This window comes from Pseudomonas sp. DF5 (assembly GCF_058148225.1).
In genome coordinates this window covers 19,780-41,682 of record NZ_JBYVYM010000002.1, presented here as the reverse complement: position 1 = coordinate 41,682, position 21,903 = coordinate 19,780, and the positions used below count along the sequence as shown (strand labels likewise).

General features: G+C 59.7%; 16 protein-coding genes and 2 riboswitches. Of the genes, 10 read left to right on the top strand and 6 right to left on the bottom strand.

Features of this window, described 5'->3' with window-relative positions:
* The gene (gene cobW, locus AC30D7_RS02250) at positions 1-1,068 is read right to left on the bottom strand and encodes a cobalamin biosynthesis protein CobW (protein WP_490132864.1); all 1,068 of its coding nucleotides are present in this window, start codon (positions 1,066-1,068) and stop codon (positions 1-3) included.
* A gap of 102 nt (positions 1,069-1,170) precedes the next feature.
* Positions 1,171-1,383: riboswitch (cobalamin riboswitch) on the bottom strand.
* A 256-nt stretch (positions 1,384-1,639) separates the two neighbouring features.
* Positions 1,640-1,867: riboswitch (cobalamin riboswitch) on the top strand.
* A gap of 122 nt (positions 1,868-1,989) precedes the next feature.
* Here cobW and AC30D7_RS02245 point away from each other — a divergent pair.
* From AC30D7_RS02245 to cobM, 4 genes are all read left to right on the top strand, one after another.
* A complete protein-coding gene (locus tag AC30D7_RS02245) occupies positions 1,990-2,193 on the top strand; it encodes a CbtB domain-containing protein (RefSeq protein ID WP_490132863.1) in 204 nt (67 codons plus the stop codon).
* Between the two features lie 11 nt (positions 2,194-2,204).
* Positions 2,205-2,909, top strand: coding sequence for a CbtA family protein (locus AC30D7_RS02240; RefSeq protein ID WP_490132862.1), 705 nt, complete (start codon positions 2,205-2,207; stop codon positions 2,907-2,909).
* Positions 2,906-3,319 carry a cobalamin biosynthesis protein gene (locus AC30D7_RS02235; protein ID WP_064617086.1) on the top strand — a complete coding sequence of 138 codons (414 nt, stop codon included), beginning with the start codon at positions 2,906-2,908 and terminating at the stop codon, positions 3,317-3,319. Before AC30D7_RS02240 ends, AC30D7_RS02235 begins: the two co-directional genes overlap by 4 nt.
* Before the next feature lie 82 nt (positions 3,320-3,401).
* Entirely contained in the window at positions 3,402-4,148 is a 747-nt protein-coding gene (gene cobM, locus AC30D7_RS02230; protein ID WP_490132861.1) for a precorrin-4 C(11)-methyltransferase, read from the top strand.
* Between the two features lie 204 nt (positions 4,149-4,352).
* On the opposite strand, the gene nfuA is transcribed toward cobM, so the two are convergent.
* Both nfuA and AC30D7_RS02220 read right to left on the bottom strand, forming a co-directional pair.
* Positions 4,353-4,937: a Fe-S biogenesis protein NfuA gene (gene nfuA / locus AC30D7_RS02225; RefSeq protein ID WP_007946504.1), complete on the bottom strand. Its 585-nt coding sequence runs from the start codon at positions 4,935-4,937 to the stop codon at positions 4,353-4,355.
* Positions 4,938-5,177: 240 nt separating this feature from the next.
* Positions 5,178-7,463 carry a fatty acid cis/trans isomerase gene (locus AC30D7_RS02220; RefSeq protein ID WP_490132860.1) on the bottom strand — a complete coding sequence of 762 codons (2,286 nt, stop codon included), beginning with the start codon at positions 7,461-7,463 and terminating at the stop codon, positions 5,178-5,180.
* 155 nt (positions 7,464-7,618) lie between these two features.
* Here AC30D7_RS02220 and metH point away from each other — a divergent pair, with 155 nt between their 5' ends.
* Together metH and AC30D7_RS02210 are read left to right on the top strand one after the other, a co-directional pair.
* Positions 7,619-11,329 carry a methionine synthase gene (gene metH, locus AC30D7_RS02215; protein WP_490132859.1) on the top strand — a complete coding sequence of 1,237 codons (3,711 nt, stop codon included), beginning with the start codon at positions 7,619-7,621 and terminating at the stop codon, positions 11,327-11,329.
* A gap of 187 nt (positions 11,330-11,516) precedes the next feature.
* Complete coding sequence (locus tag AC30D7_RS02210; RefSeq protein ID WP_018927642.1) at positions 11,517-11,747, top strand: DUF2970 domain-containing protein; 231 nt, start codon at positions 11,517-11,519, stop codon at positions 11,745-11,747.
* A 6-nt stretch (positions 11,748-11,753) separates the two neighbouring features.
* Here AC30D7_RS02210 and AC30D7_RS02205 read toward each other — a convergent pair whose 3' ends face one another.
* Positions 11,754-12,839, bottom strand: coding sequence for an ABC transporter substrate-binding protein (locus tag AC30D7_RS02205; RefSeq protein WP_490132858.1), 1,086 nt, complete (start codon positions 12,837-12,839; stop codon positions 11,754-11,756).
* 521 nt (positions 12,840-13,360) lie between these two features.
* On the opposite strand from AC30D7_RS02205, the gene AC30D7_RS02200 reads away from it, so the two are divergent.
* Positions 13,361-15,019, top strand: coding sequence for a nitrite/sulfite reductase (locus tag AC30D7_RS02200; protein ID WP_490132857.1), 1,659 nt, complete (start codon positions 13,361-13,363; stop codon positions 15,017-15,019).
* Complete coding sequence (locus AC30D7_RS02195; protein ID WP_018927639.1) at positions 15,003-15,497, top strand: DUF934 domain-containing protein; 495 nt, start codon at positions 15,003-15,005, stop codon at positions 15,495-15,497. Before AC30D7_RS02200 ends, AC30D7_RS02195 begins: the two co-directional genes overlap by 17 nt.
* A 41-nt stretch (positions 15,498-15,538) precedes the next feature.
* On the opposite strand, the gene AC30D7_RS02190 is transcribed toward AC30D7_RS02195, so the two are convergent.
* Entirely contained in the window at positions 15,539-19,387 is a 3,849-nt protein-coding gene (locus tag AC30D7_RS02190; protein ID WP_490132856.1) for a dermonecrotic toxin domain-containing protein, read from the bottom strand.
* Positions 19,388-19,583: 196 nt separating this feature from the next.
* Positions 19,584-20,606 carry a protease SohB gene (sohB, locus tag AC30D7_RS02185; RefSeq protein ID WP_490132855.1) on the bottom strand — a complete coding sequence of 341 codons (1,023 nt, stop codon included), beginning with the start codon at positions 20,604-20,606 and terminating at the stop codon, positions 19,584-19,586.
* Between the two features lie 203 nt (positions 20,607-20,809).
* On the opposite strand from sohB, the gene AC30D7_RS02180 reads away from it, so the two are divergent.
* Positions 20,810-21,520: a histidine phosphatase family protein gene (locus AC30D7_RS02180; RefSeq protein WP_490132854.1), complete on the top strand. Its 711-nt coding sequence runs from the start codon at positions 20,810-20,812 to the stop codon at positions 21,518-21,520.
* Positions 21,521-21,584: 64 nt separating this feature from the next.
* Positions 21,585-21,899 carry an SCP2 sterol-binding domain-containing protein gene (locus AC30D7_RS02175; RefSeq protein ID WP_007941766.1) on the top strand — a complete coding sequence of 105 codons (315 nt, stop codon included), beginning with the start codon at positions 21,585-21,587 and terminating at the stop codon, positions 21,897-21,899.
* The last annotated feature ends 4 nt before the right edge of the window (positions 21,900-21,903 follow it).

The window sequence follows — 21,903 nt, the reverse complement described above, 5'->3', positions numbered from 1 at the left end:
TTAAACGCTGAGCGCAGCGCGCAATTGCGCTTCGAGTTGAACGGCGTCCAGCGACTGACCGATCAACACCAGACGGGTGGTGCGCGCTTCCTCGGCCCCCCACTGACGGTCAAAGTGCTTGTCGAAACGCGTGCCCACGCCCTGAATCAACAGGCGCATCGGCTTGTTCGGCACCGCAGCGAAACCCTTGACCCGCAGAATACCGTGCTGCACCACCAGTTGCGTCAGCGCGTCCATCAGCAGGCTTTCGTCGGCTTGTGGCAGCTCGATCGAGATGGAGTCGAACGCGTCATGGTCGTGATCGTGGTCGTCTTCATCTTCGTGGTGGTGATCGTGATGGCTGTGGCGGCTGTCGATGTGTTCTTCGGAACCGGCGCCGAGGCCGATCAGCACGTCCAGTGGCAAGCGACCGCTGCTGGCTTCGATGACTTTTACCGCTGGAGGCAGCTCTTCGGCGACTTCCAGGCGCACGCGGGCCAGGTCCGTGGCGCTGATCAGGTCGGCTTTGTTGAGGATTACCAGGTCGGCGCTGGCCAGTTGGTCGGCGAACAGCTCGTGCAGCGGCGATTCGTGGTCCAGGTTCGGGTCGAGTTTGCGCTGGGCGTCCACTTGATCCGGGAACGCCGCGAAGGTGCCGGCGGCCACGGCTGGGCTGTCGACCACGGTGATCACCGCGTCAACGGTGCAGGCGCTGCGGATTTCCGGCCACTGGAAGGCTTGAACCAAAGGCTTTGGCAGGGCCAGGCCCGAAGTTTCGATGAGGATGTGGTCGAGGTCGCCGCGACGCGCTACGAGTTCGCGCATCACCGGGAAGAATTCTTCCTGAACGGTGCAGCACAGGCAGCCGTTGGCCAATTCATAGACGCGACCGCTGGCCTCTTCTTCAGTGCAGCCGATGGAGCATTGCTTGAGGATCTCGCCGTCGATGCCCAGCTCGCCGAACTCGTTGACGATCACCGCGATGCGACGGCCCTGGGCGTTGTCGAGCATGTGCCGCAGCAAGGTGGTTTTGCCCGAACCGAGGAAGCCGGTAACGATGGTGACGGGGAGTTTGGCCAGTGTTTTCATCGGATGCCCTTTGGCAAGGTGGCGGGCATACGGGACGACGACCGGCAACGCGGGCGCGCGTGCCTGAAGAGTTCGCCACCGGATCACCCCGCCCGGTTGAAAGTGAGAATCTGTGTCGAGGCAGGTCTCCTGGCTGACGGCGCGCCGGGCGTTGGCCCGGCATTCGCTGCGCCTTCCCGCGAACCCGTTGCACAGGGTTTGCAGTGGCGTGGCAGCGAACATCACCGTTCACAGTTGCGGGGGCAGCCGCGGCATCGACCGCGTTCCCTTCTTAGCTTCGACAGACGCCGAAGAACCTCGAAAGCGCAAGGCTACGCATCGTGTGGGGGCGGGTCAATGTCTTGTCGGCGAATGCGATCACCTGTGGCGAGGGGGCTTGCCTGTGGCGAGGGAGCTTGCTCCCGTTCGGCTGCGAAGCAGTCGTGAAACCATGCACTGCAAATCTTACAGACAGACCGCATGAATCCGATGCGACCGCTATGCGCTCGAGCGGGAGCAAGCCCCCTCGCCACAGATATTGGGTGTTAGTGAGAACCCCTGCCAATTGACTCCCCGCCCTCGCCCATGCTCTCCTACACGCCTTGTTACGGGTGCCCTTCACAGGGTGAAACGGGAAACCGGTGAATCATGTGCTTTACTCTAAAGCCATGTCAGTCCGGTGCTGCCCCCGCAACGGTAAGCGAGTGAAGCGTCAGATCCACTGTGCCTGTCATTGGGCATGGGAAGGTGATGCTTGCAGGTTCAGGCACAAGCCCAGCCCCTCGCGAGCCCGGAGACCGGCCCGCAACACAAAGTGACTTTTACGTTCACTGAATAACAAACCCGCGGTGGGCGGGCGCTGTTCGAAATCTCTGCGAGCCCTTGGCGTGCGGAGGTTTTCATGCGCTCTATTCACCCGCTGACAGACCAGAGGGAAGCGCCATGACGATCATCAGCAACACCGCCAGCAACACCGACAAGAGCATCGCCAGCACCACCACGACCCTGACTCAACGCCTGACCGCCGCCGTGTGTGCGTCGATCCTTGGCGCTAGCCTTGTGTATTTCGCCGGTTTCTCGCACATCGAAGCGGTGCACAACGCCGCGCACGATACCCGTCACAGCTCCGCCTTTCCGTGCCATTGAGACCTGCTGAGATGATCAAGCGTATTGCGCAAACCGCAGGGTTCACCGGGCTGCTGGCCGCCCTGTTGTTGACCCTGCTGCAAAGCTTCTGGGTCGCCCCGCTGATTTTGCAGGCCGAGACCTACGAAAAATCCGAGCCGGCCGCTGTTGAAATCCACGAGCACGCGGCGGGCGCAGTCGCTCATACCCACGATGCCGAAGCCTGGGAACCGGAGGACGGTTGGCAGCGCGTGCTGTCCACTACCGGCGGCAACCTGGTGGTAGCCGTCGGTTTCGCCCTGATGCTCGCCGGTCTTTACACTCTGCGCGCACCGACCAAGACCTCTCAGGGCCTGCTCTGGGGCCTGGCCGGTTATGCGACGTTCGTGCTGGCTCCGACTCTCGGCCTGCCGCCCGAACTGCCGGGCACTGCCGCGGCGGATCTGGCGCAACGGCAAATCTGGTGGATTGGCACTGCCGCGTCCACGGCGGTCGGCATCGCGTTGATCGTGTTCAGCCGTCACTGGCTGATGAAAGTCCTCGGCGTGGCGATCCTGGCCGTGCCGCATGTGATCGGCGCACCGCAACCGGAAGTCCATTCGATGCTGGCGCCGCAAGCCTTGGAAGCGCAATTCAAAATCGCTTCGCAGTTGACCAACGTGGCGTTCTGGCTGGCCCTGGGCCTGATCAGCGCCTGGTTGTTCCGCCGCAAAAGCGATGGCCATTACAGCGCATGACTGAAAACGGCACAGTGCCGACCCTGGTGGTCGGCCTGGGCTGCCAGCGCGGCTGCCCCGTCAGCACGCTGCGGGCGCTGCTCGATCAGGCGTTACAGGCCCATCAAATCGAGCTTCGTGAGATCAAGGCCCTGGCCAGCATCGACCTCAAGCGCGATGAACCTGGCCTGATCGAGCTGGCCGAACAGCTGGCATTGCCGCTGATGTACTTCAGCAGCGAACAATTGGCGACCTATCAAGCACAACTGAGCCACCACTCGGACATCGCGTTTGAACGCACCGGTTGCTACGGCGTGGCGGAAAGCGCCGCGTTGGCCCTGGCCGAACAATTGGCCCAGGCACCGGCAAAGTTGCTGATTCCACGACAAAAATATGCCCAGGCCACCCTGGCATTGGCCAGCGCCGCGTAAAATCCCCGATAATCCCTGCCCTCGATCATGAGCATTCTTCATCTGAAGCATGCCCAGCACCTATTTCTGACAGGAAACGACGATGACCGTCTACTTCATTGGCGCCGGCCCCGGCGACCCGGAACTGATCACCGTCAAAGGCCAGCGGCTGATTCGTAGCTGCCCGGTCATCATCTATGCCGGCTCCCTGGTCCCCGCCGCCGTTCTGGAAGGCCACCGGGCCGAACAGGTGGTCAACAGCGCTGAACTGCATCTGGAACAGATCGTCGAGCTGATCAAGACCGCCCACGCTAACGGCCAGGACGTGGCCCGGGTGCATTCCGGCGACCCGAGTCTGTACGGCGCGATCGGCGAGCAGATTCGCTACTTGCGTGAACTCGACATCCCTTTCGAAATCATTCCCGGCGTCACCGCCACCGCCGCCTGCGCGGCCCTTTTGGGGGCCGAACTGACCCTGCCGGACGTGTCACAGAGCGTGATTCTGACCCGTTACGCCGACAAGACCGCCATGCCCGCTGGCGAAGAACTGGGCAGCCTGGCGCAACACGGGGCGACCATGGCGATCCACCTGGGGGTCAATCATCTAGAGAAGATCCTTGCCGAATTGCTGCCGCACTACGGCGCCGACTGCCCGATCGCGGTAATTCACCGGGCGACCTGGCCTGATCAGGATTGGGTGGTGGGAACGCTTGCGGACATTGCGCAGAAGGTACAAGCCAAGGGTTTTCGCCGAACGGCGCTGATTCTGGTGGGTCGAGTGCTGGGCAGCGATCACTTCAGTGAATCGTCGCTGTATCGCGCGGGGCATGCACACCTATACAGACACTGAAGCACTTGTGGCGAGGGAGCTTGCTCCCGCTGGACCGCGCAGCGGTCCCAAAATCAGCCAACGCATTCATCACGGGAAAATGCATCGGCTGGATTGCGACTGCTTCGCAGTCGAGCGGGAGCAAGCTCCCTCGCCACAGGTTATCGATCATCCATAAAAAAACGGTGCTCACGGGCACCGTTTTTTTATGTCGCAGCGAACACCTTAGTAGTAGGCGTTTTCTTTCTGCGTGTGGTCGGTCACGTCACGTACGCCCTTGAGCTCGGGAATGCGCTCGAGCAAGGTGCGTTCGATACCTTCCTTCAGGGTGACGTCTGCCTGGCCGCAGCCCTGGCAACCGCCGCCGAACTTCAGCACGGCGATGCCGTCTTCGACCACATCGATCAGGCTGACCTGACCGCCGTGGCTGGCCAGCCCCGGGTTGATCTCGGTTTGCAGGTAGTAGTTGATGCGCTCGTTGACCGGGCTGTCGGCGTTGACCATCGGGACTTTGGCGTTTGGCGCCTTGATGGTCAGTTGGCCGCCCATGCGGTCGGTGGCGTAGTCGACTACCGCATCGTCCAGAAACGCTTCGCTGAACGAGTCGATATAGGCGGTGAAGCTTTTGAGCCCCAGCGCTGTATCTTCAGGTTTTTCTTCGCCCGGCTTGCAGTAGGCAATGCAGGTTTCGGCGTACTGGGTGCCAGGCTGGGTGATAAAGACGCGGATGCCGATACCCGGGGTGTTCTGCTTGGACAGCAGATCGGCCAGGTAATCATGGGCGGCGTCGGTAATGGTAATAGCGGTCATGGAAACTCCTCGCAGGCTTGGACGCAGTTTACGCCAATCGACGCGCCGCACAAAGTCCTAGTATTTTTGTCGGGAAAGTGTGCCTTTGTCCATGAGCGTCCTGATCACCGCAGCCCTCTGTAGGAGCGAAGCTTGCTCGCGAAGGGTCACTGATATTCAGCGTAGATGTCGACTATCAGACCGCTTTCGCGAGCAAGCTTCGCTCCTACAGGGGGTCGGCGGTTCGTGTTCGGCCTTCAATCAGAGATTCTCGTAGCGATTCATGTCCAGCACGCCCTCTTCCACCGGATCGGTGTCGTGGATGTACTGGCTCAGATCATGGAAATACTGCCAGAACTGCGGATGACTGCGGCGTATGCCCCAGCGCTCGACGATTTTCTCGAAGCTGGCGGCGTCTTTGGCATTATCCATCTCGTCGACGAACGCCGGCACTTGCCCGGCCGGGATGTTGAACATGAAGTTCGGGTAGCTGCTCAGAACACCCGGATAGATCGTCAACGTGTCGAGCCCCGGCTGATAACGCAGCGATTCACCGAGCAGGAACGCCACATTGCTGTGGGCTCGGTTGCGCAGCAGGCTGTAGACCTCGCGCTTGCCGCTTGGACTCTCGATGCGCAACATCGTGGCTTCCGGCAGCTGATCGATGACTTTCAAACCCGCAGCCGGGCGTGAAGTCAGGCGACTCAGGGCCTGTTCGGCGTTCTGCAACGCCGGATCAATGTTCGGCCGTGAGCAATAAGCGCCGTCGCAGCGGTTGATCGGATCGGGCCTGGCATTGAGTTCGCCGTAACGCGACAGCAGCTGCAAGGCGAAATCGCGTTTCGGGTCGGTTGCGTCCAGCGTCAGTGCCGTCGGCTTGTCGTTGTCGATGTCCTCGTAATCCAGCCACATCTTGAACTTGCCGCTGTTCTGGTACCAATCGTCGAGATAGCCATCCCGTGAGCTCGCCGGCATCAGGCGCAGGAAATTCTGCTCGGCACCGTTGCGAATCAGGTCGAAGTACAGCCGGGTCTGAGCCTGATGGGACACGTTGCCGAACACATCGAAGTTGACCGCCAGCTGGTAATAGGTGCGCTCCAGCAACGGGTAATCGAACAGCCACATCGTCTGCGGCACATCGCCGATCAGGCCCTTGGTCACCGAGGCGCTGTCGAAATGCCGGAAGATACTCAACAGCGCATTGTCATTGCCGGCCCACAGGGTCGACCAGCTCGGCGCCGGCAAGTCGGCATAGCTGTCACGGCGCAGGGCCTCATATTCGTTGCGCTTGTTGCGGTAGTCATGCCACAGACTCAGGACACTGCCGACGTCATCGTTCTGCCCCGGCATCGCCAGCAGCGGCGTAGCCTGGCCACGATATTTCGGGTCGGTGATGTAAAGATCATGCTCCGGGGCCTGGAACAGTGCCCAGAAGTTATCGCGAATCACGTCGGTGGCGATCTGGCCCCGGCAGACCGGGCCGCGAATAAAGGTACGTACGAAGTATTCGGCGTTATCGAGCATGAACTGGTAACGCGCCTGGGCCGGGATCGCCTCGAACGTGGCAAACGGATTGGCCCGACGTTCCGGCCCGTAGCCCGGTAACGCGTTGACCTGCCAGTTACCGCTGTAGAACAGGCTTTTTACCCGCGCCATCTTCGCCGCGCTCAGCGGATAGGTGATGTGGGTCTTGTGCACGATCACGCCTTGCACCGGCCACAGACGGTAATAGACCTGAGTGCCTGGATCGTCATTCGGACGGCGCGTATTGATCAAGTCGATGGGCTGGCCCGTCGGCGTGCGCGAACGTACCCACTGAAAGAAATGCCCCGGCTCGCCATCCTTGAAATAGAGATGCGCCAAGAACCAGTGTTCGAATAACCAGCGCCCGACCAGACTCTCCCGGGCGCCTGGCGCATTCAGCAGGTTTTCCCACTGCACCACTTGCAAGGCTTCCCTGGGACTGGGCACCAGACCCTGCTGATCGATCGGCGCGCCGGAGGCCAGCCAGCGTTGCAGCGTCTGGTATTGCTGATCGGTAAGACCGGTAACCGCCAGCGGCATGCCCTCCTTCGGATGAGAGCTGGTGTAACCGTCGAACTCCGCCGGCATGGCGCACAGCGTTTCCCGGTTCAGGCCCAGGACGATCTCTTCCGGCAATTTGGCGTTGGGTTGCAACGGCGTTCTATGGCCTAGTTCAAGCATGCGCGCCATCAGCGCCGCCTGACTGCCTTGGGCGTCGAGCACCGAATAGAAGCCCTTTTGCTGCCAGGCACGTTTGCCGAAGGCGTCATAAAACAACCGGGTCGGCGCGGCGGCACGGCTGCGCTCACCGTCATAGACTAGCGCCTTCGTCGCGCCTCGGGCCGCCCCTTCGCCACTGCCCAGATTGAGCTGACAGGCGGCGTCGTAGCAGGCATGGCAGGCCACGCACTTTTCGGTGAAGATCGGTTGAATGTCACGAACGTAGGAAATGTCCGGACCTTGCGCAACGGCGCCCCCGCTTAAAAACAGCATCAATAGGCTGGTGACGACGCGATACGACATATCCCTGGTCCTGATCATATGAAAACGCCGCGATTCTACCGGTCTGGCCTGCGCACCAACATGAACGATATTCATGCAAAACCGGCACATGCTCCAAAAGCACACAGGTTTGTTATTATTCCGGCCCTTCGTCATGGCCTTACCGAGTAGTCCAAATGTCCGATCGCAGCGTTCGCCTTCAAGCTCTCAAGCACGCCCTCAAAGAGCGCATCCTGATTCTCGACGGCGGCATGGGGACAATGATCCAGAGCTACAAGCTCGAGGAGCAGGATTACCGTGGCAAACGTTTCGCCGACTGGCCGAGCGATGTCAAAGGCAACAACGACCTGTTGGTACTGACCCGTCCGGATGTGATTGGTGGCATAGAAAACGCCTACCTGGATGCCGGCGCCGACATTCTGGAAACCAACACCTTCAACGCCACCCGAATTTCCATGGCCGATTACGGCATGGAAGAACTGGCCTACGAACTGAACGTAGAAGGCGCACGCCTGGCGCGCAAGGTGGCGGATGCCAAAACCCTGGAAACCCCCGACAAGCCGCGTTTCGTCGCCGGAGTGCTCGGCCCTACCAGCCGTACTTGCTCGCTGTCGCCTGACGTGAACAACCCAGGCTACCGCAACGTGACCTTCGATGAACTGGTGGAGAACTACACCGAGGCCACCAAAGGCCTGATCGAAGGCGGTGCCGACCTGATCCTGATCGAAACCATTTTCGACACCCTCAACGCCAAAGCGGCGATCTTCGCCGTGCAAGGGGTTTACGAAGAGCTGGGCGTCGAGCTGCCGATCATGATCTCCGGCACCATCACCGATGCCTCCGGCCGTACCCTCTCCGGCCAGACCACCGAAGCGTTCTGGAACTCCGTGGCCCACGCCAAGCCAATTTCCGTCGGCCTGAACTGCGCCCTCGGCGCCAGCGAATTGCGCCCGTACCTGGAAGAGCTGTCGAACAAGGCCAGCACCCACGTGTCGGCGCACCCGAACGCCGGCCTGCCAAACGAATTCGGCGAATACGACGAGCTGCCGGCGCAAACCGCCAAGGTCATCGAAGAATTCGCCCAAAGCGGCTTCCTCAACATCGTCGGCGGCTGCTGCGGCACCACGCCGGGCCACATCGAAGCCATCGCCAAAGCGGTCGCCGGTTACGCCCCGCGTGAAATCCCGGACATTCCCAAGGCCTGCCGCCTGTCGGGCCTGGAACCGTTCACCATCGATCGCAGCTCGTTGTTCGTCAACGTCGGCGAGCGGACCAACATCACCGGTTCCGCCAAGTTCGCCCGCCTGATCCGTGAAGACAACTACACCGAAGCCCTGGAAGTCGCCCTGCAGCAGGTCGAAGCCGGCGCCCAAGTGATCGACATCAACATGGATGAAGGGATGCTCGATTCGAAGAAGGCCATGGTGACCTTCCTCAATCTGATTGCCGGCGAACCGGACATCTCCCGCGTACCGATCATGATCGACTCCTCGAAGTGGGAAGTGATCGAAGCCGGCCTCAAGTGCATCCAGGGCAAGGGCATCGTCAACTCCATCAGCATGAAGGAAGGTGTCGAGCAGTTCATTCATCACGCCAAACTGTGCAAACGCTACGGCGCCGCGGTGGTGGTGATGGCCTTCGATGAAGCCGGCCAGGCCGACACCGAAGCGCGCAAGAAAGAAATCTGCAAACGCTCCTACGACATTCTGGTCAACGAAGTCGGCTTCCCGCCGGAAGACATCATCTTCGACCCGAACATCTTCGCCGTGGCCACCGGTATCGAAGAGCACAACAACTACGCTGTGGACTTCATCAACGCCTGTGCCTACATCCGCGACGAACTGCCCTATGCCCTAAGCTCCGGCGGTGTGTCCAACGTGTCGTTCTCGTTCCGTGGCAACAATCCGGTGCGCGAGGCGATTCACTCGGTGTTCCTGCTGTATGCAATCCGCAATGGCCTGACCATGGGTATCGTCAACGCCGGCCAACTGGAGATCTACGACCAGATCCCGGTGGAGCTGCGCGACGCCGTTGAAGACGTGATCCTCAACCGTACTCCGGAAGGCACCGACGCCCTCCTCGCCATCGCCGACAAGTACAAGGGCGACGGCAGCGTCAAGGAAGCCGAGACCGAAGAGTGGCGCAATTGGGACGTCAACAAGCGTCTGGAGCATGCCTTGGTCAAGGGCATCACCACGCACATTGTTGAAGATACTGAAGAATCGCGGTTGTCGTTCGCGCGCCCGATCGAAGTCATCGAAGGCCCGTTGATGGCCGGCATGAACATCGTCGGCGACCTGTTCGGCGCCGGCAAAATGTTCTTGCCGCAAGTGGTGAAGTCCGCCCGCGTGATGAAGCAGGCTGTGGCCCACTTGATCCCGTTCATCGAACTGGAAAAAGGCGACAAGCCGGAGGCCAAGGGCAAGATCCTCATGGCCACCGTCAAGGGTGACGTGCACGACATCGGCAAGAACATCGTCGGCGTGGTGCTGGGCTGTAACGGCTACGACATCGTCGACCTCGGCGTGATGGTGCCGGCGGAGAAGATCCTGCAAGTCGCCAAAGACGAGAAATGCGACATCATCGGCCTGTCCGGGCTGATCACGCCTTCGCTGGACGAAATGGTTCACGTGGCCCGCGAGATGCAGCGTCAGGACTTCCACCTGCCGCTGATGATCGGTGGCGCGACCACCTCCAAGGCGCACACGGCGGTGAAGATCGAGCCCAAGTACAGCAACGACGCGGTGATCTACGTCACCGACGCCTCCCGCGCCGTGGGCGTGGCGACGCAGTTGCTGTCCAAGGAGCTGAAAGCCGGTTTCGTCGAGAAGACCCGCCTGGAATACATCGACGTTCGTGAGCGCACCGCCAACCGCAGCGCCCGCACCGAGCGCCTGAGCTACCCGGCGGCCATCGCCAAGAAACCGCAGTTCGACTGGGCCGGCTATGAGCCGGTCAAACCGACATTCACCGGCGCCAAGGTGCTGGATAACATTGACCTCAAGGTTCTGGCCGAATACATCGACTGGACACCGTTCTTCATCTCCTGGGACCTGGCCGGCAAGTTCCCGCGCATCCTGCAGGATGAAGTGGTCGGTGAAGCCGCCACCGCGCTGTACGCCGATGCCCAGGAAATGCTTGCCAAGTTGATCGACGAGAAGCTGATCAGCGCCCGTGCGGTGTTCGGCTTCTGGCCGGCCAACCAGGTGCGCGACGATGACATCGAAGTCTATGGCGATGACGGCAAACCATTGGCCAAGCTGCATCACTTGCGCCAGCAGATCATCAAGACCGACGGTAAGCCGAACTTCTCCCTGGCCGACTTCGTCGCGCCGAAGGACAGCGGCGTGACCGACTACGTGGGTGGTTTCATCACCACCGCCGGGATCGGCGCCGAAGAAGTGGCCAAGGCCTATCAGGAAGCGGGCGACGACTACAACTCGATCATGGTCAAGGCGTTGGCCGACCGTCTGGCCGAGGCGTGCGCCGAGTGGCTGCACCAGCAAGTGCGTAAAGACTACTGGGGCTACGCCAAGGATGAGACGCTGGACAACGAGGCGCTGATCAAAGAGCAGTACACCGGCATCCGCCCTGCTCCGGGCTACCCGGCGTGCCCGGATCACACCGAGAAAGCCACGCTGTTCAAGCTGCTGGACCCGGAAGCGGAAGAACTCAAGGCCGGACGCAGCGGCGTGTTCCTCACCGAACACTACGCGATGTTCCCGGCGGCGGCGGTCAGCGGCTGGTACTTCGCTCACCCGCAGGCGCAGTACTTTGCCGTGGGCAAGATCGACAAGGACCAGGTGCAGAGCTACACCTCGCGCAAAGGCCAGGAGTTGAGCGTGACCGAGCGCTGGCTGGCGCCTAACCTGGGTTACGACAACTAACCCCCTTCCCCTGTGGGAGCGAGCCTTTTGTGGCGAGGGAGCTTGCTCCCGCTGGACTGCGTAGCAGTCCCATTTTTTGGGGCCGCTTCGCGACCCAACGGGAGCAAGCTCCCTCGCCACAAAGGCTCCCACAGAGTTCGTGCCTGTTGTCTATGCTTGCCTCATACACATTCGTGACGGGGGATTTATGGACGATCCAGTCGACAACAATAACCACAACAAACCGCCGACCTTCTGGCAGATGCTGCACAGCGTCATGGCGGCGGCGTTCGGGGTGCAGAGCGGGAAAAACCGGGCGCGGGATTTCACCCACGGCAAGCCCAGTCATTTCGTGATTCTGGGGATTCTGTTCACGGTGGTGTTCGCCCTGACCCTGTTCGGCATCGTCAAACTGGTGCTACATCTGGCCGGGATCTGAGCCGACTCAGTGCATCAGGGTTTGCAGGCTGAACGGGTAGCGATACGACGTCGGTCGCCCTTTGGCCGAGAGCTTTTGAAAATCCACGCCATAATCCTGGGTAGCACTCATCGCCAACAGTCGCCGGGCTTGCGCGTGGTCGATCAGCTGCAATAACGGAATCTGCCGGTCGCGCCCGCCGTACTGGCTGACATCCACCCCCTGATCGTAATCATGCAGTTGCACAAGAGCCCAACCGCCCAGAGTGAAGTGCCCGCCCAACAATACACTCAGTCGCCCCTCCAACAGCGCCTGCAACGCGGGCGGTGAATTGTTGATGGCGCTGAACAGCACGTCCTTGCCCGGTTGGCCTCCCGTTTCGGCATACGCCTGCATGGCGCCGAAAGCCATTTCATCGTTGGCCGACCAGACCAACGATATTTTCGGGTAACGCTTGAACAATAACCTTGCCTGTTCATAGGCGCGCTCGCGGGTCCAGCCTCCATATACCAACTGGCGCAAGCGCACTTCAGGGTGTTCGGCCAATGCCCGCATCATGCCCTGCTCACGCTGTTGTGCGGCGGGGGTGATTTTCAGGCCGGAAAAGGCCACCAGCTCAATGACCTCGCCGGGTGCGACCGGCCGATGCAGGCGAATCAGCTCCTTGAGCATCAGGTAGCCGCCCTCCTCGTTGTTGGGCACCAGGCTACCCAGCCAGTCGGGATATTTGTCCGGCTGGGCGCCGAGCAGGCGTATCTGGTCTGCGGTCAGGCCATTGTTGACCAAAAACAGCTTCACCCCGCTGCCTTGAGCCAGGCGCAGGATTTCGGGGGCGACATACAGTTCGTTGACGAACACCAGATAGTCCGGCCGATTCGGCCCTTGCAGCGCTTCGCGGGCTTGCTTGAGTGTGGTCTCGGCGTTTCGCTCGGAATACTGAATGCGCAAATCCATGCCCAGGTTTTTGGCCGCGGCCTGCATGAACTGCGAGTAACTGACCCAGAACACCTCTTGGCTGGTTCCTGGATTGAGGAACAACACGGACGCCGCCTGGGCGCACGACCCCAGGACCGTGCCAAGCGCCAGCACTACACCACAGAAGAATTTCAACATTGATCGTCCGAGCCCCCGAGAATCCGCCGCGCATTATAGCCAGCGAAGTCCCTTGAAACGGCGCTTATTCCGGCTTTTTGCCCGACAATCGTCGGCGCCGGGCCCGGACGGGGTCGTTATTGATGGCTGACCCAGAATACCGCCGTACCCACGACCAGGATGATCAGGAACAGAATCGCCCAAGCATCGACCGTGCTATCGCTTTTCCTTGCTTTGGTTGGGTTGCTCATTGCATCGCCTCTTGTCGGTTTTATCGGTGATTGCATAAAGACTCGAGCACAGTTAAGACGATGATTGCCCGCACTACAAATGAGGGTTTTATAACCGTGAGTTTCATTAGTCGTTTTGGTTCTTTGCATATACTCAAACATCACTTTTGCGCATAACTGCAAACTGGTATCTTGCGTCGGCTCCGTTGGGAGTGCGCGGCCGTGCGCGCAGAATTGCCGAGGCAGTATCGGATGAAAGCTTGCGAAAACGCAGCTACATCCGACCGGCCCAAGCCTGAGAACAGGACTTATATGTACGTATACGACGAGTACGATCAGCGGATCATCGAGGACCGCGTCAAGCAGTTCCGTGATCAGACCCGACGCTATCTGGCAGGCGAGCTGAGCGAGGAAGAATTCCGCCCCCTGCGCCTGCAAAATGGCCTTTATATCCAGCGCTTTGCCCCGATGCTGCGGGTGGCGGTGCCTTACGGCCAACTCACTTCGCGCCAGACGCGAATGATGGCCAAGATTGCCCGCGACTATGACAAGGGCTACGCCCACATCAGTACCCGGCAGAACGTGCAGTTCAACTGGCCGGCCGTGGAAGACATCCCGGACATTCTGGCGGAGCTGGCGACCGTGCAGATGCACGCGATCCAGACCAGCGGCAACTGCCTGCGCAACGTCACCACCGACCAGTTCGCCGGCGTTGCCGCCGACGAGTTGATCGACCCGCGTCCATGGTGCGAAATCGTCCGTCAGTGGACCACATTCCACCCGGAATTCGCCTACCTGCCGCGTAAATTCAAAATTGCCATCAACGGTTCGACGTCCGACCGTGCGGCCATCGAAGTCCATGACATCGGCCTTGAGCCAGTGCGCAACGCCGCAGGCGAACTGGGCTTCCGTGTACTGGTCGGTGGCGGCCTGGGCCGTACTCCGGTGGTGGGCGCGTTCATCAACGAATTCCTGCCGTGGCAGGACCTGTTGAGCTACCTCGACGCCATCCTGCGGGTCTACAACCGCTACGGCCGTCGCGACAACAAGTACAAGGCGCGGATCAAGATTCTGGTCAAGGCTCTGACCCCTGAAGTGTTCGCACAAAAAGTCGACGCGGAAATGGAACACCTTCGCGGTGGCCAGACCACGCTGACCGAGGCCGAAGTGCATCGCGTGGCCAAGCACTTTGTTGATCCGGAGTACAAGGCTCTGGACAATCGGACGGCCGAACTGGCCAACCTCGACAAGCAACACCCGGGCTTCGCCCGCTGGCGTGCCCGCAACACCCTGGCCCACAAGAAGCCGGGTTATGTGGCCGTCACGCTGTCCCTGAAGCCGACCGGCGTTGCACCGGGCGACATCACTGACAAGCAGCTCGATGCCGTTGCCGACCTCGCTGACCGTTACAGCTTCGGTCAGCTGCGCACCTCCCACGAGCAGAACATCATCCTGGCCGATGTCGAGCAGAGCCAGTTGTTCGCCATGTGGGGCGAGTTGCGCGAGCAAGGTTTCGCCACGCCGAACATCGGCTTGCTGACCGACATCATCTGCTGCCCTGGCGGCGACTTCTGCTCCCTGGCCAACGCCAAGTCGATCCCGATCGCCGAATCGATCCAGCGCCGTTTCGACGACCTGGACTACCTGTTCGACATCGGCGAGCTGGACCTGAACATCTCCGGCTGCATGAACGCCTGTGGTCACCACCACGTCGGCCACATCGGTATTCTCGGAGTGGACAAGAAAGGCGAAGAGTTCTACCAGGTGTCCCTGGGTGGCAGCGCCAGCCGCGATGCGAGCCTGGGCAAGATCCTCGGCCCATCCTTCGCCCAGGAAGCCATGCCTGATGTGATCGAGAAGCTGATCGACGTGTACATTGAACAACGTACCGAAGACGAGCGCTTCATCGACACCTATCAGCGTATCGGCATCGACCTCTTCAAGGAGCGCGTCTATGCAGCGAATAATTAAGAACAACGAAGTCGTCGACGAAACCTGGCACCTGTTGCCGAAGGATTTCAACATCGACGAGATCAGCAACTGTGACGACCTGATCGTCCCGTTGCACATGTGGCGCGAACACAGCCGCATGCTCATGGCCCGCGATGGCGGCCTGGGCGTGTGGCTGGATGCCGATGAAGAAGCCGAAGAAATCGGTGACGACGTGGCGAACTTCCAGGTCATTGCCCTGAACTTCCCGGCTTTTACCGATGGCCGCAACTACTCCAACGCCCGCCTGCTGCGTGACCGTTATGGTTTCAAAGGCGAACTGCGGGCGATCGGCGATGTATTGCGCGACCAGCTGTTCTACATGCATCGCTGCGGTTTCGATGCGTTTGCGATCCGCGCCGATAAAGATCCGTACGAAGCCCTCGAAGGTCTCAAGGACTTCTCGGTGACCTATCAGGCCGCCACCGACGAACCGCTGCCGCTGTTCCGTCGCCGTTGATCGTCACACCTTGAACCCCTTGCGGGGTTCAAGGTTTTCCCTTATTGCGTGCCTATCGGAAACGGCCGTTCCATGGTCTCCCAGTCCCGATAAAGCCGGGCACGATCCTCAAGTGCCGTGAACAGCGTAAACGGGTTTTCAGGGTCAACCTCAGCCCCTCCGATATCCTGAACCAGCTGTGTCCACAGCGCCTCAGAAGCATCGGCATCCCCGAGAAGCCGCCACACTCTGGCCTGTAGCGCCAGGTAATCAACCCGAAAGTCCGCCGTCAGGCTCATGCCATCCATCACTCTCAGGAACCTGCTGCCAAGGGGCCTGGCTGCAAGCCTCTGCCAGATCGATTGTCGCGTCTCTTGCAGCCCTTCATCACCTTCACGCAACCACTCCATGACGGTTCCGTAGCCAGTTCCAGGCTCGCTTAACCACAGGTTGATGCCCGTTCGCCGTCGATGATCGACAAGGCGCAACAAGGTGTCCTCGTCCGTCAACGGATTGCCTTGCAGCATCACACGATCCTTGGCGATGGCCTGGTTCAGAACCCCCTGCGGAACCCGGATGATCCGGTTATTGCGCAAGTCCAGGGTCGTCAGATAAGGCTGCTCCATAATGCCAACAGGGCATGTGCTGATCCTTGTGTTACTCAAGTTGAGCTGGCGCAAGTCGTTCATTCCCAGCACCAAAGGAGGGACACCCAATGGATTGTTGCTCAAATCCAGCGTTTGCAAGCGCGTCAGATCAGTCAGCTGTGAAGCGCTGCGCTGACTGAAAGTCAGCCTTGTCGACCTCAGGTTCAGCGAAGTGAGCTGCCGCAGCTGGTTGATCGCATGAGGTAATGCGCGTCCAGCTTCGTCGTTGCTGTTGAAGTGACTCAGATCGACACTTTCCAGGCTCAGGACTTCAAGATTTGGAAAACTCTCAAGAAATCCGTTCAAGCCTTCCTCTTCGGTCAAGTGGAAGCTGCGCATTGATAACTCGAGAACGTTGTTGAGCCGGACATTCAATACGGGCAACCGGTGGTAATCCTCAAAATCGAGATCAAGCCTGACACCGCGTACCTGCTCACCTGCCAGGAGAAGCCCCTCTCGGGGTCCGCGATGCTGCCAAATGGCGACCAGTTCCTCGGCCAATTCATTTCGGGTAGCTCGCTCGTAGTGCATTTCCGTCAGCATCAGCTGAATGTTATGAGCCTGGATTTGCGCAGCGTTCATCCCCGCCGCCTCAGGATCACCGGCAACGATCTGGCGAACCCCCATGTCATGAATGTCATCCGCCACCTGATCTATCCAGCCGGTCAGGTCAGTGTTGAGTTGCTGCAGCTGTTGCTTCAGCCACTCAATGTGCGCCTGTGCGTTTAAGCCTTCACGTTGGAGGAGCGCATCAGCCTGGGCATCGGTAAAGTCTGGATAGACCTCTTTGAGCTGCAGCCTCATCATCTGCTGCGTCAGCGCCTCGGCCTGATGGGTTGCCGGAAAGCCACCACCTCTGAGTCCCTGGGCATCGAAGGGAAGTCCGGCGTCCATTCTTCCGAGCCCGAGCCTTAGTTCCGCTCGGGGCAAAGCCTGTGCACTGATTTTCAGCCGCAATGCACTGGCCGGATCAAGCGCCACTACCTGCAACGCCAAACGCTCGTCTTCTGATAACAAGCCTACGAGCGCTTGGTAAAAATCGGCTTCCATGCCTTGGTGCAGGTAGTGATCGGCACTCTTGATCAGCCCCCGAACATCTGTCGAATCGAGTGGACCGCTGCGGTCCAGCACCCGTCCGATGGCGGTATGATCGAGGACACCGATCCGAAGGTTTTTCGGCCAGCCAGGTAGATTTTTGAGCGAGTGCAAGGCCAGCGTGTCCGACTCCGGGTTCACCATCGAGCGAAAATAAAGACCTTCATAGGCTCGATTGAGTCGCACATGCTGCTGGTATTGCCGTGCCTTGCTGTCCAGGCGCACGAACACTTGCCTCGCCTCGGTAACATCAGGCGCCAGCCGGAGGTCAATGCCATAGCGGTCTAACATTTGTTCTATGACACTTTTCGGCAGCCCCGGATATTCGCGCTGAAAGAGCCGAACCCATTCATGCTCCGAGTATTGCAGCGCTGCGTAACGGCTGTTGAACTGCTCAGCCGTGCCAGCGGGCCCAAGATCCTGATCAATTTTGAAGCGGCTGATCGTGTCAGCCAAAAGAGGCGTCGGTGAACGCCCTGCCTGCATCAACCGCAACATATCGTCGTCGATCGCGCAGACCTCGCCGATCTGTGCCAGCACTTCATCGCTGAAAGACACCACAGACGGGCCGATTCCGCGGATCAGTTCGACTCGGGTCGCCGGCGCAGTGCTCGAGAGTTCTGGCGTTGGAGCAACGGCCGTTTCCGATACAGGCCTCACACCCTCCTCCGCTGGATGGGCGACGGCAGTTTTACCCTTTAGCGCTACCTCCGCGGCTATCGGCAGCGCGTTGAGCAAACCAAAAACGGTGCGTGTGACGCCTTCCGACCGTTCGTTCGATGTTTTGCCGTTCACCACCTGATCCAAGCCGTAACCCGCGTCAATAAGCCCGGCCAGCGCCAATATCCCCTCGCCTCCCGGAACAAACAGCGCCAACGGGCCGAAACGGTTGATCCATTGCACGATCGGCTCGACGAATCCACTCAAGTTTTCCCGATTGACTTGCGCATCGTCACGAATGCTGTCAACGCTGGCCTGAGCGGTGCGCTTCATGGTCAGCACCAGTTGCGCGCAAGGATCGATGGCTGTATCAGGCGACTCGAAACCAACGTAGTCGGCAGGGTTCCAGTAGCCATCATCGTTGAACAGGCCGGCAGTTTTAGTCAGCCTGTGTTTTCTCGGATAGATCACCATGCCTTCCAATGCCGTCACCACGCCTGCGTGGAAAGTGCCGTCATCGCGATCCGCCTCGGCAAAGTGACTCGCCAGTGCCCGCTTCGTGTCATCGCCCTTGCCCTGCGCCACAATCCAGCGTTGCAAATGTGCGGTATCGGTGAACTCATGCAGGGGTGATGAATTGCCAGGGATGTATAACAAAATCCTCGAGCCGGAGCGTTCGCGCCAAGTCCAGATATCCGTCGCCGTGTAGCGATACAGCTCGAGACGTCCGGCCATGATCGAGGAAGGCAATCGGGTCGATGCCTGCAATTGCGTGAGGGTCAGCGAGTCCCAGGCTTGATGCGGGGGCAGTCCTGCCACCTGCAGGGCCAGTTCCAGGCCCTTTTGACTCAGGCTGTTTTCATGACGTTGCAACCAGGCACTCATGACAAACGCGGCCTTGACCGAAGTTCTCAAGGGATAGGGTTTGGCGGCCGTGATCGATTCATCCGAGAGCCATGTTCGTCCAAGATAAGACTGGTACAAATCCTTGAACTCCAGCGCCCAGACCCATTGTTTGAAGTCGGCGGGGCTCAGGGGAATTTGTGTGAGTGGCCCATAGGTTTGTGGAATGGTTCGGCGATAGATCCCTTCATAGGTCTGGTGGTTGCCGCTGCCGCGATCAGCGAACTCGTCGACATGTTCGACGATTCGTATGTCCGGGCCTATGTCGGGTGGGGTGTACAAGCCGAAGCCGGTTTCGCCGAAGCGTCCGTCCCCCACTGTCTGGTAATCGCCGAGAAGCGCCTGCAGCAAGGTCCGGGAATTGGCCACTTGGCCTTGATGAACGCCGCTTTGCGCAGGATGCCCTTTGTAGTCGTAGTCGAGGGTGACCAGCAGCGCCGTTTGCGGATCGATGTCACGCCCCCATTTTTCCTTGAATAGATCCGCGCCAAATTGGCCGGGAGTTTGCGGCCGCGCAGTGTCGACGACCGCTCGCAGTTCGTCGCGCATTCCTGGAGCCGGGGACGGTTCCGGGAGATTCATCTGGTTCAGTGTTGAGTCACTCATGGTGCAGTCCATTGCAGTCAGTCGAGGACCTCTACAGTAAACCTGCATATATGGGTGGATAGCCGGAAAGGTCCCCGAAATAGCGAGGAAAAATCTCCGATACACACAGAAAAGAACCGCCCAAAACGACGAAACCGGGCATAGCCCGGTTTCGCCTGCCTTGTCACTGTAGCCAGCAACAAGATCCTTGAGTTCTTTACCAGAAGCGTTGCTGGGTCAACCGACTCCACCAGCTCAGCAATACCCGATCGATCGAACCGCTGGCTGCCATGCCGATGCGTTCCTGCAGGCTTTTGCGTTCGGCGTAATGCAAATGATAGAGCTCGGATTGTTTGGCCCGTTCGGCAAGGTATTCATCGCTGGTCTTGAGTTCATCCACCAGTCGCTTGTCCAGAGCCGAGACGCCCAGCCAGATCTCGCCGGTGGCCACTTCGTCGATGGCCAGTTGCGGGCGATAGCGGGAAACGAAGTTTTTGAACAGCTGGTGGGTGATATCCAGTTCCTCCTGGAATTTCTCCCGACCCTTCTCGGTGTTTTCGCCAAACACTGTCAGGGTGCGTTTGTACTCACCGGCCGTCAGCACTTCGAAGTCGATGTCGTGCTTTTTCAGCAAGCGATTGACGTTGGGCAACTGCGCCACCACGCCGATCGAGCCGAGAATCGCGAACGGTGAGCTGATGATCTTCTCGCCGATGCACGCCATCATGTAGCCACCGCTGGCCGCAACCTTGTCGATGCACACGGTCAACGGCACGCCGGCCTCGCGAATGCGCGCCAGTTGCGAAGACGCCAGGCCATAGCTGTGAACCATGCCACCGCCACTCTCCAGGCGCAGCACCACTTCATCCTTGGGCGTGGCGAGGGTCAGCAGCGCGGTGATTTCGTGGCGCAGGCTTTCAGTGGCCGATGCCTTGATGTCGCCGTCGAAATCCAGCACGAACACCCGGGGCTTGGCCTCGGGTTTCTTCTTTTGCTTTTTCTCGGTTTTAGCCTGGGACTTGCGCAAGGCCTTGAGCTGATCCTTGTCGAGCAAGGTTTGCTCCAGCCGTTCGCGCAGCCCTTTGTAGAAATCATTGAGTTTGCTGACTTGCAGCTGGCCGTGCGACTTGCGCCGACCTTTGCTGCGCAACGCCGCAAAACTGGCCAGGACCACCAGAATGGCGATCACCAGGGTGACAGTCTTGGCCAGAAAAATGGCGTACTCGGACAAAAGCTCCACAGGGACTCCTTCACTACGATGCGCGGCATAAACACGCGCGGGATGCCTCCAGCATACCCATGCACCGGCCCGACGACCAGTCGTGAAACCTCTGGCAACAGGCCGGCAACGGGCATTTCAAACAAGCGTATGTTTTTTCATTGACAGCTCACCGCCATCCTCATAACCTCGCCGAACCTTCAACGTACCGGGATGACGCGGACGTGGGCAGCATCTACTTGATTCGACATGGCCAGGCCTCCTTTGGTGCAGACGACTATGACGTTCTGTCGCCGACCGGTATTCGCCAGGCAGAAGTCCTTGGCCGGCACCTGGCCGAGCTTGGTGTCAGCTTCGATCGCTGCCTGTCGGGCGACCTGCGCCGTCAGCAACACACGGCCAACAGCGCGCTGGAACAGTACGCCACCGTCGGTTTGCCGGTGCCGACCCTGGAAATCGATTCGGCCTTCAACGAGTTCGACGCCGACGCAGTGATCCGTGCCCTCCTGCCAGCCATGCTGGAGGACGAGCCCGAGGCGCTGGACATCCTGCGCAACGCCACGCAAAACCGTGCCGAGTTCCAGCGTATCTTCGCCTTGATCATCGAGCGCTGGCTCGCCGGCATCTATGACACACCGGGTCTGGAAAGCTGGCCGGGCTTCGTAGAACGCGTGCAGGCCGGTCTGCAGCGACTGCTCGAAAACGCCGACAACACCCAGAAAATCGCCGTATTCACCTCCGGCGGCACCATCACTGCCCTGCTCCATCTTATTACGCAAATGCCTGCCCGGCAGGCCTTTGAGCTGAACTGGCAAATCGTCAACACCTCGCTCAACCTGCTCAAGTTTCGTGGTCGCGAGGTGGCTTTGGCTTCCTTCAACAGTCATACGCATCTGCAACTGCTGAAGGCCCCGGAACTCATCACGTTTCGTTGATTCCGGACTATTGTGACCCTGGCTGTAATCACCCAGCTCTTATTACCCAAGAAAGGATCGAACCATGACCTCCGTAGCTGATGCCGTACAAGCAATGAAAGCCAAGTTCAACCCAGCCGCTGCTGCCGGTCTGGACCTGGTATTCGGTTTCCGCATCGACGACACCAAGAACTTCTCGCTGATCGTCAAAGACGGCACCTGTGAGCTGCAAGAAGGCGAAAACCCGGACGCCCAGGTGACTCTGGTGATGGACGGCGAAACCCTGGAAGGCATCGTCGACGGTTCGACCGACGGCATGCAAGCGTTCATGGGCGGCAAGCTGCGCGCTGAAGGCGACATGATGCTGGCCATGAAACTGTCCGAGCTGTTCCCAGGCTAAGACG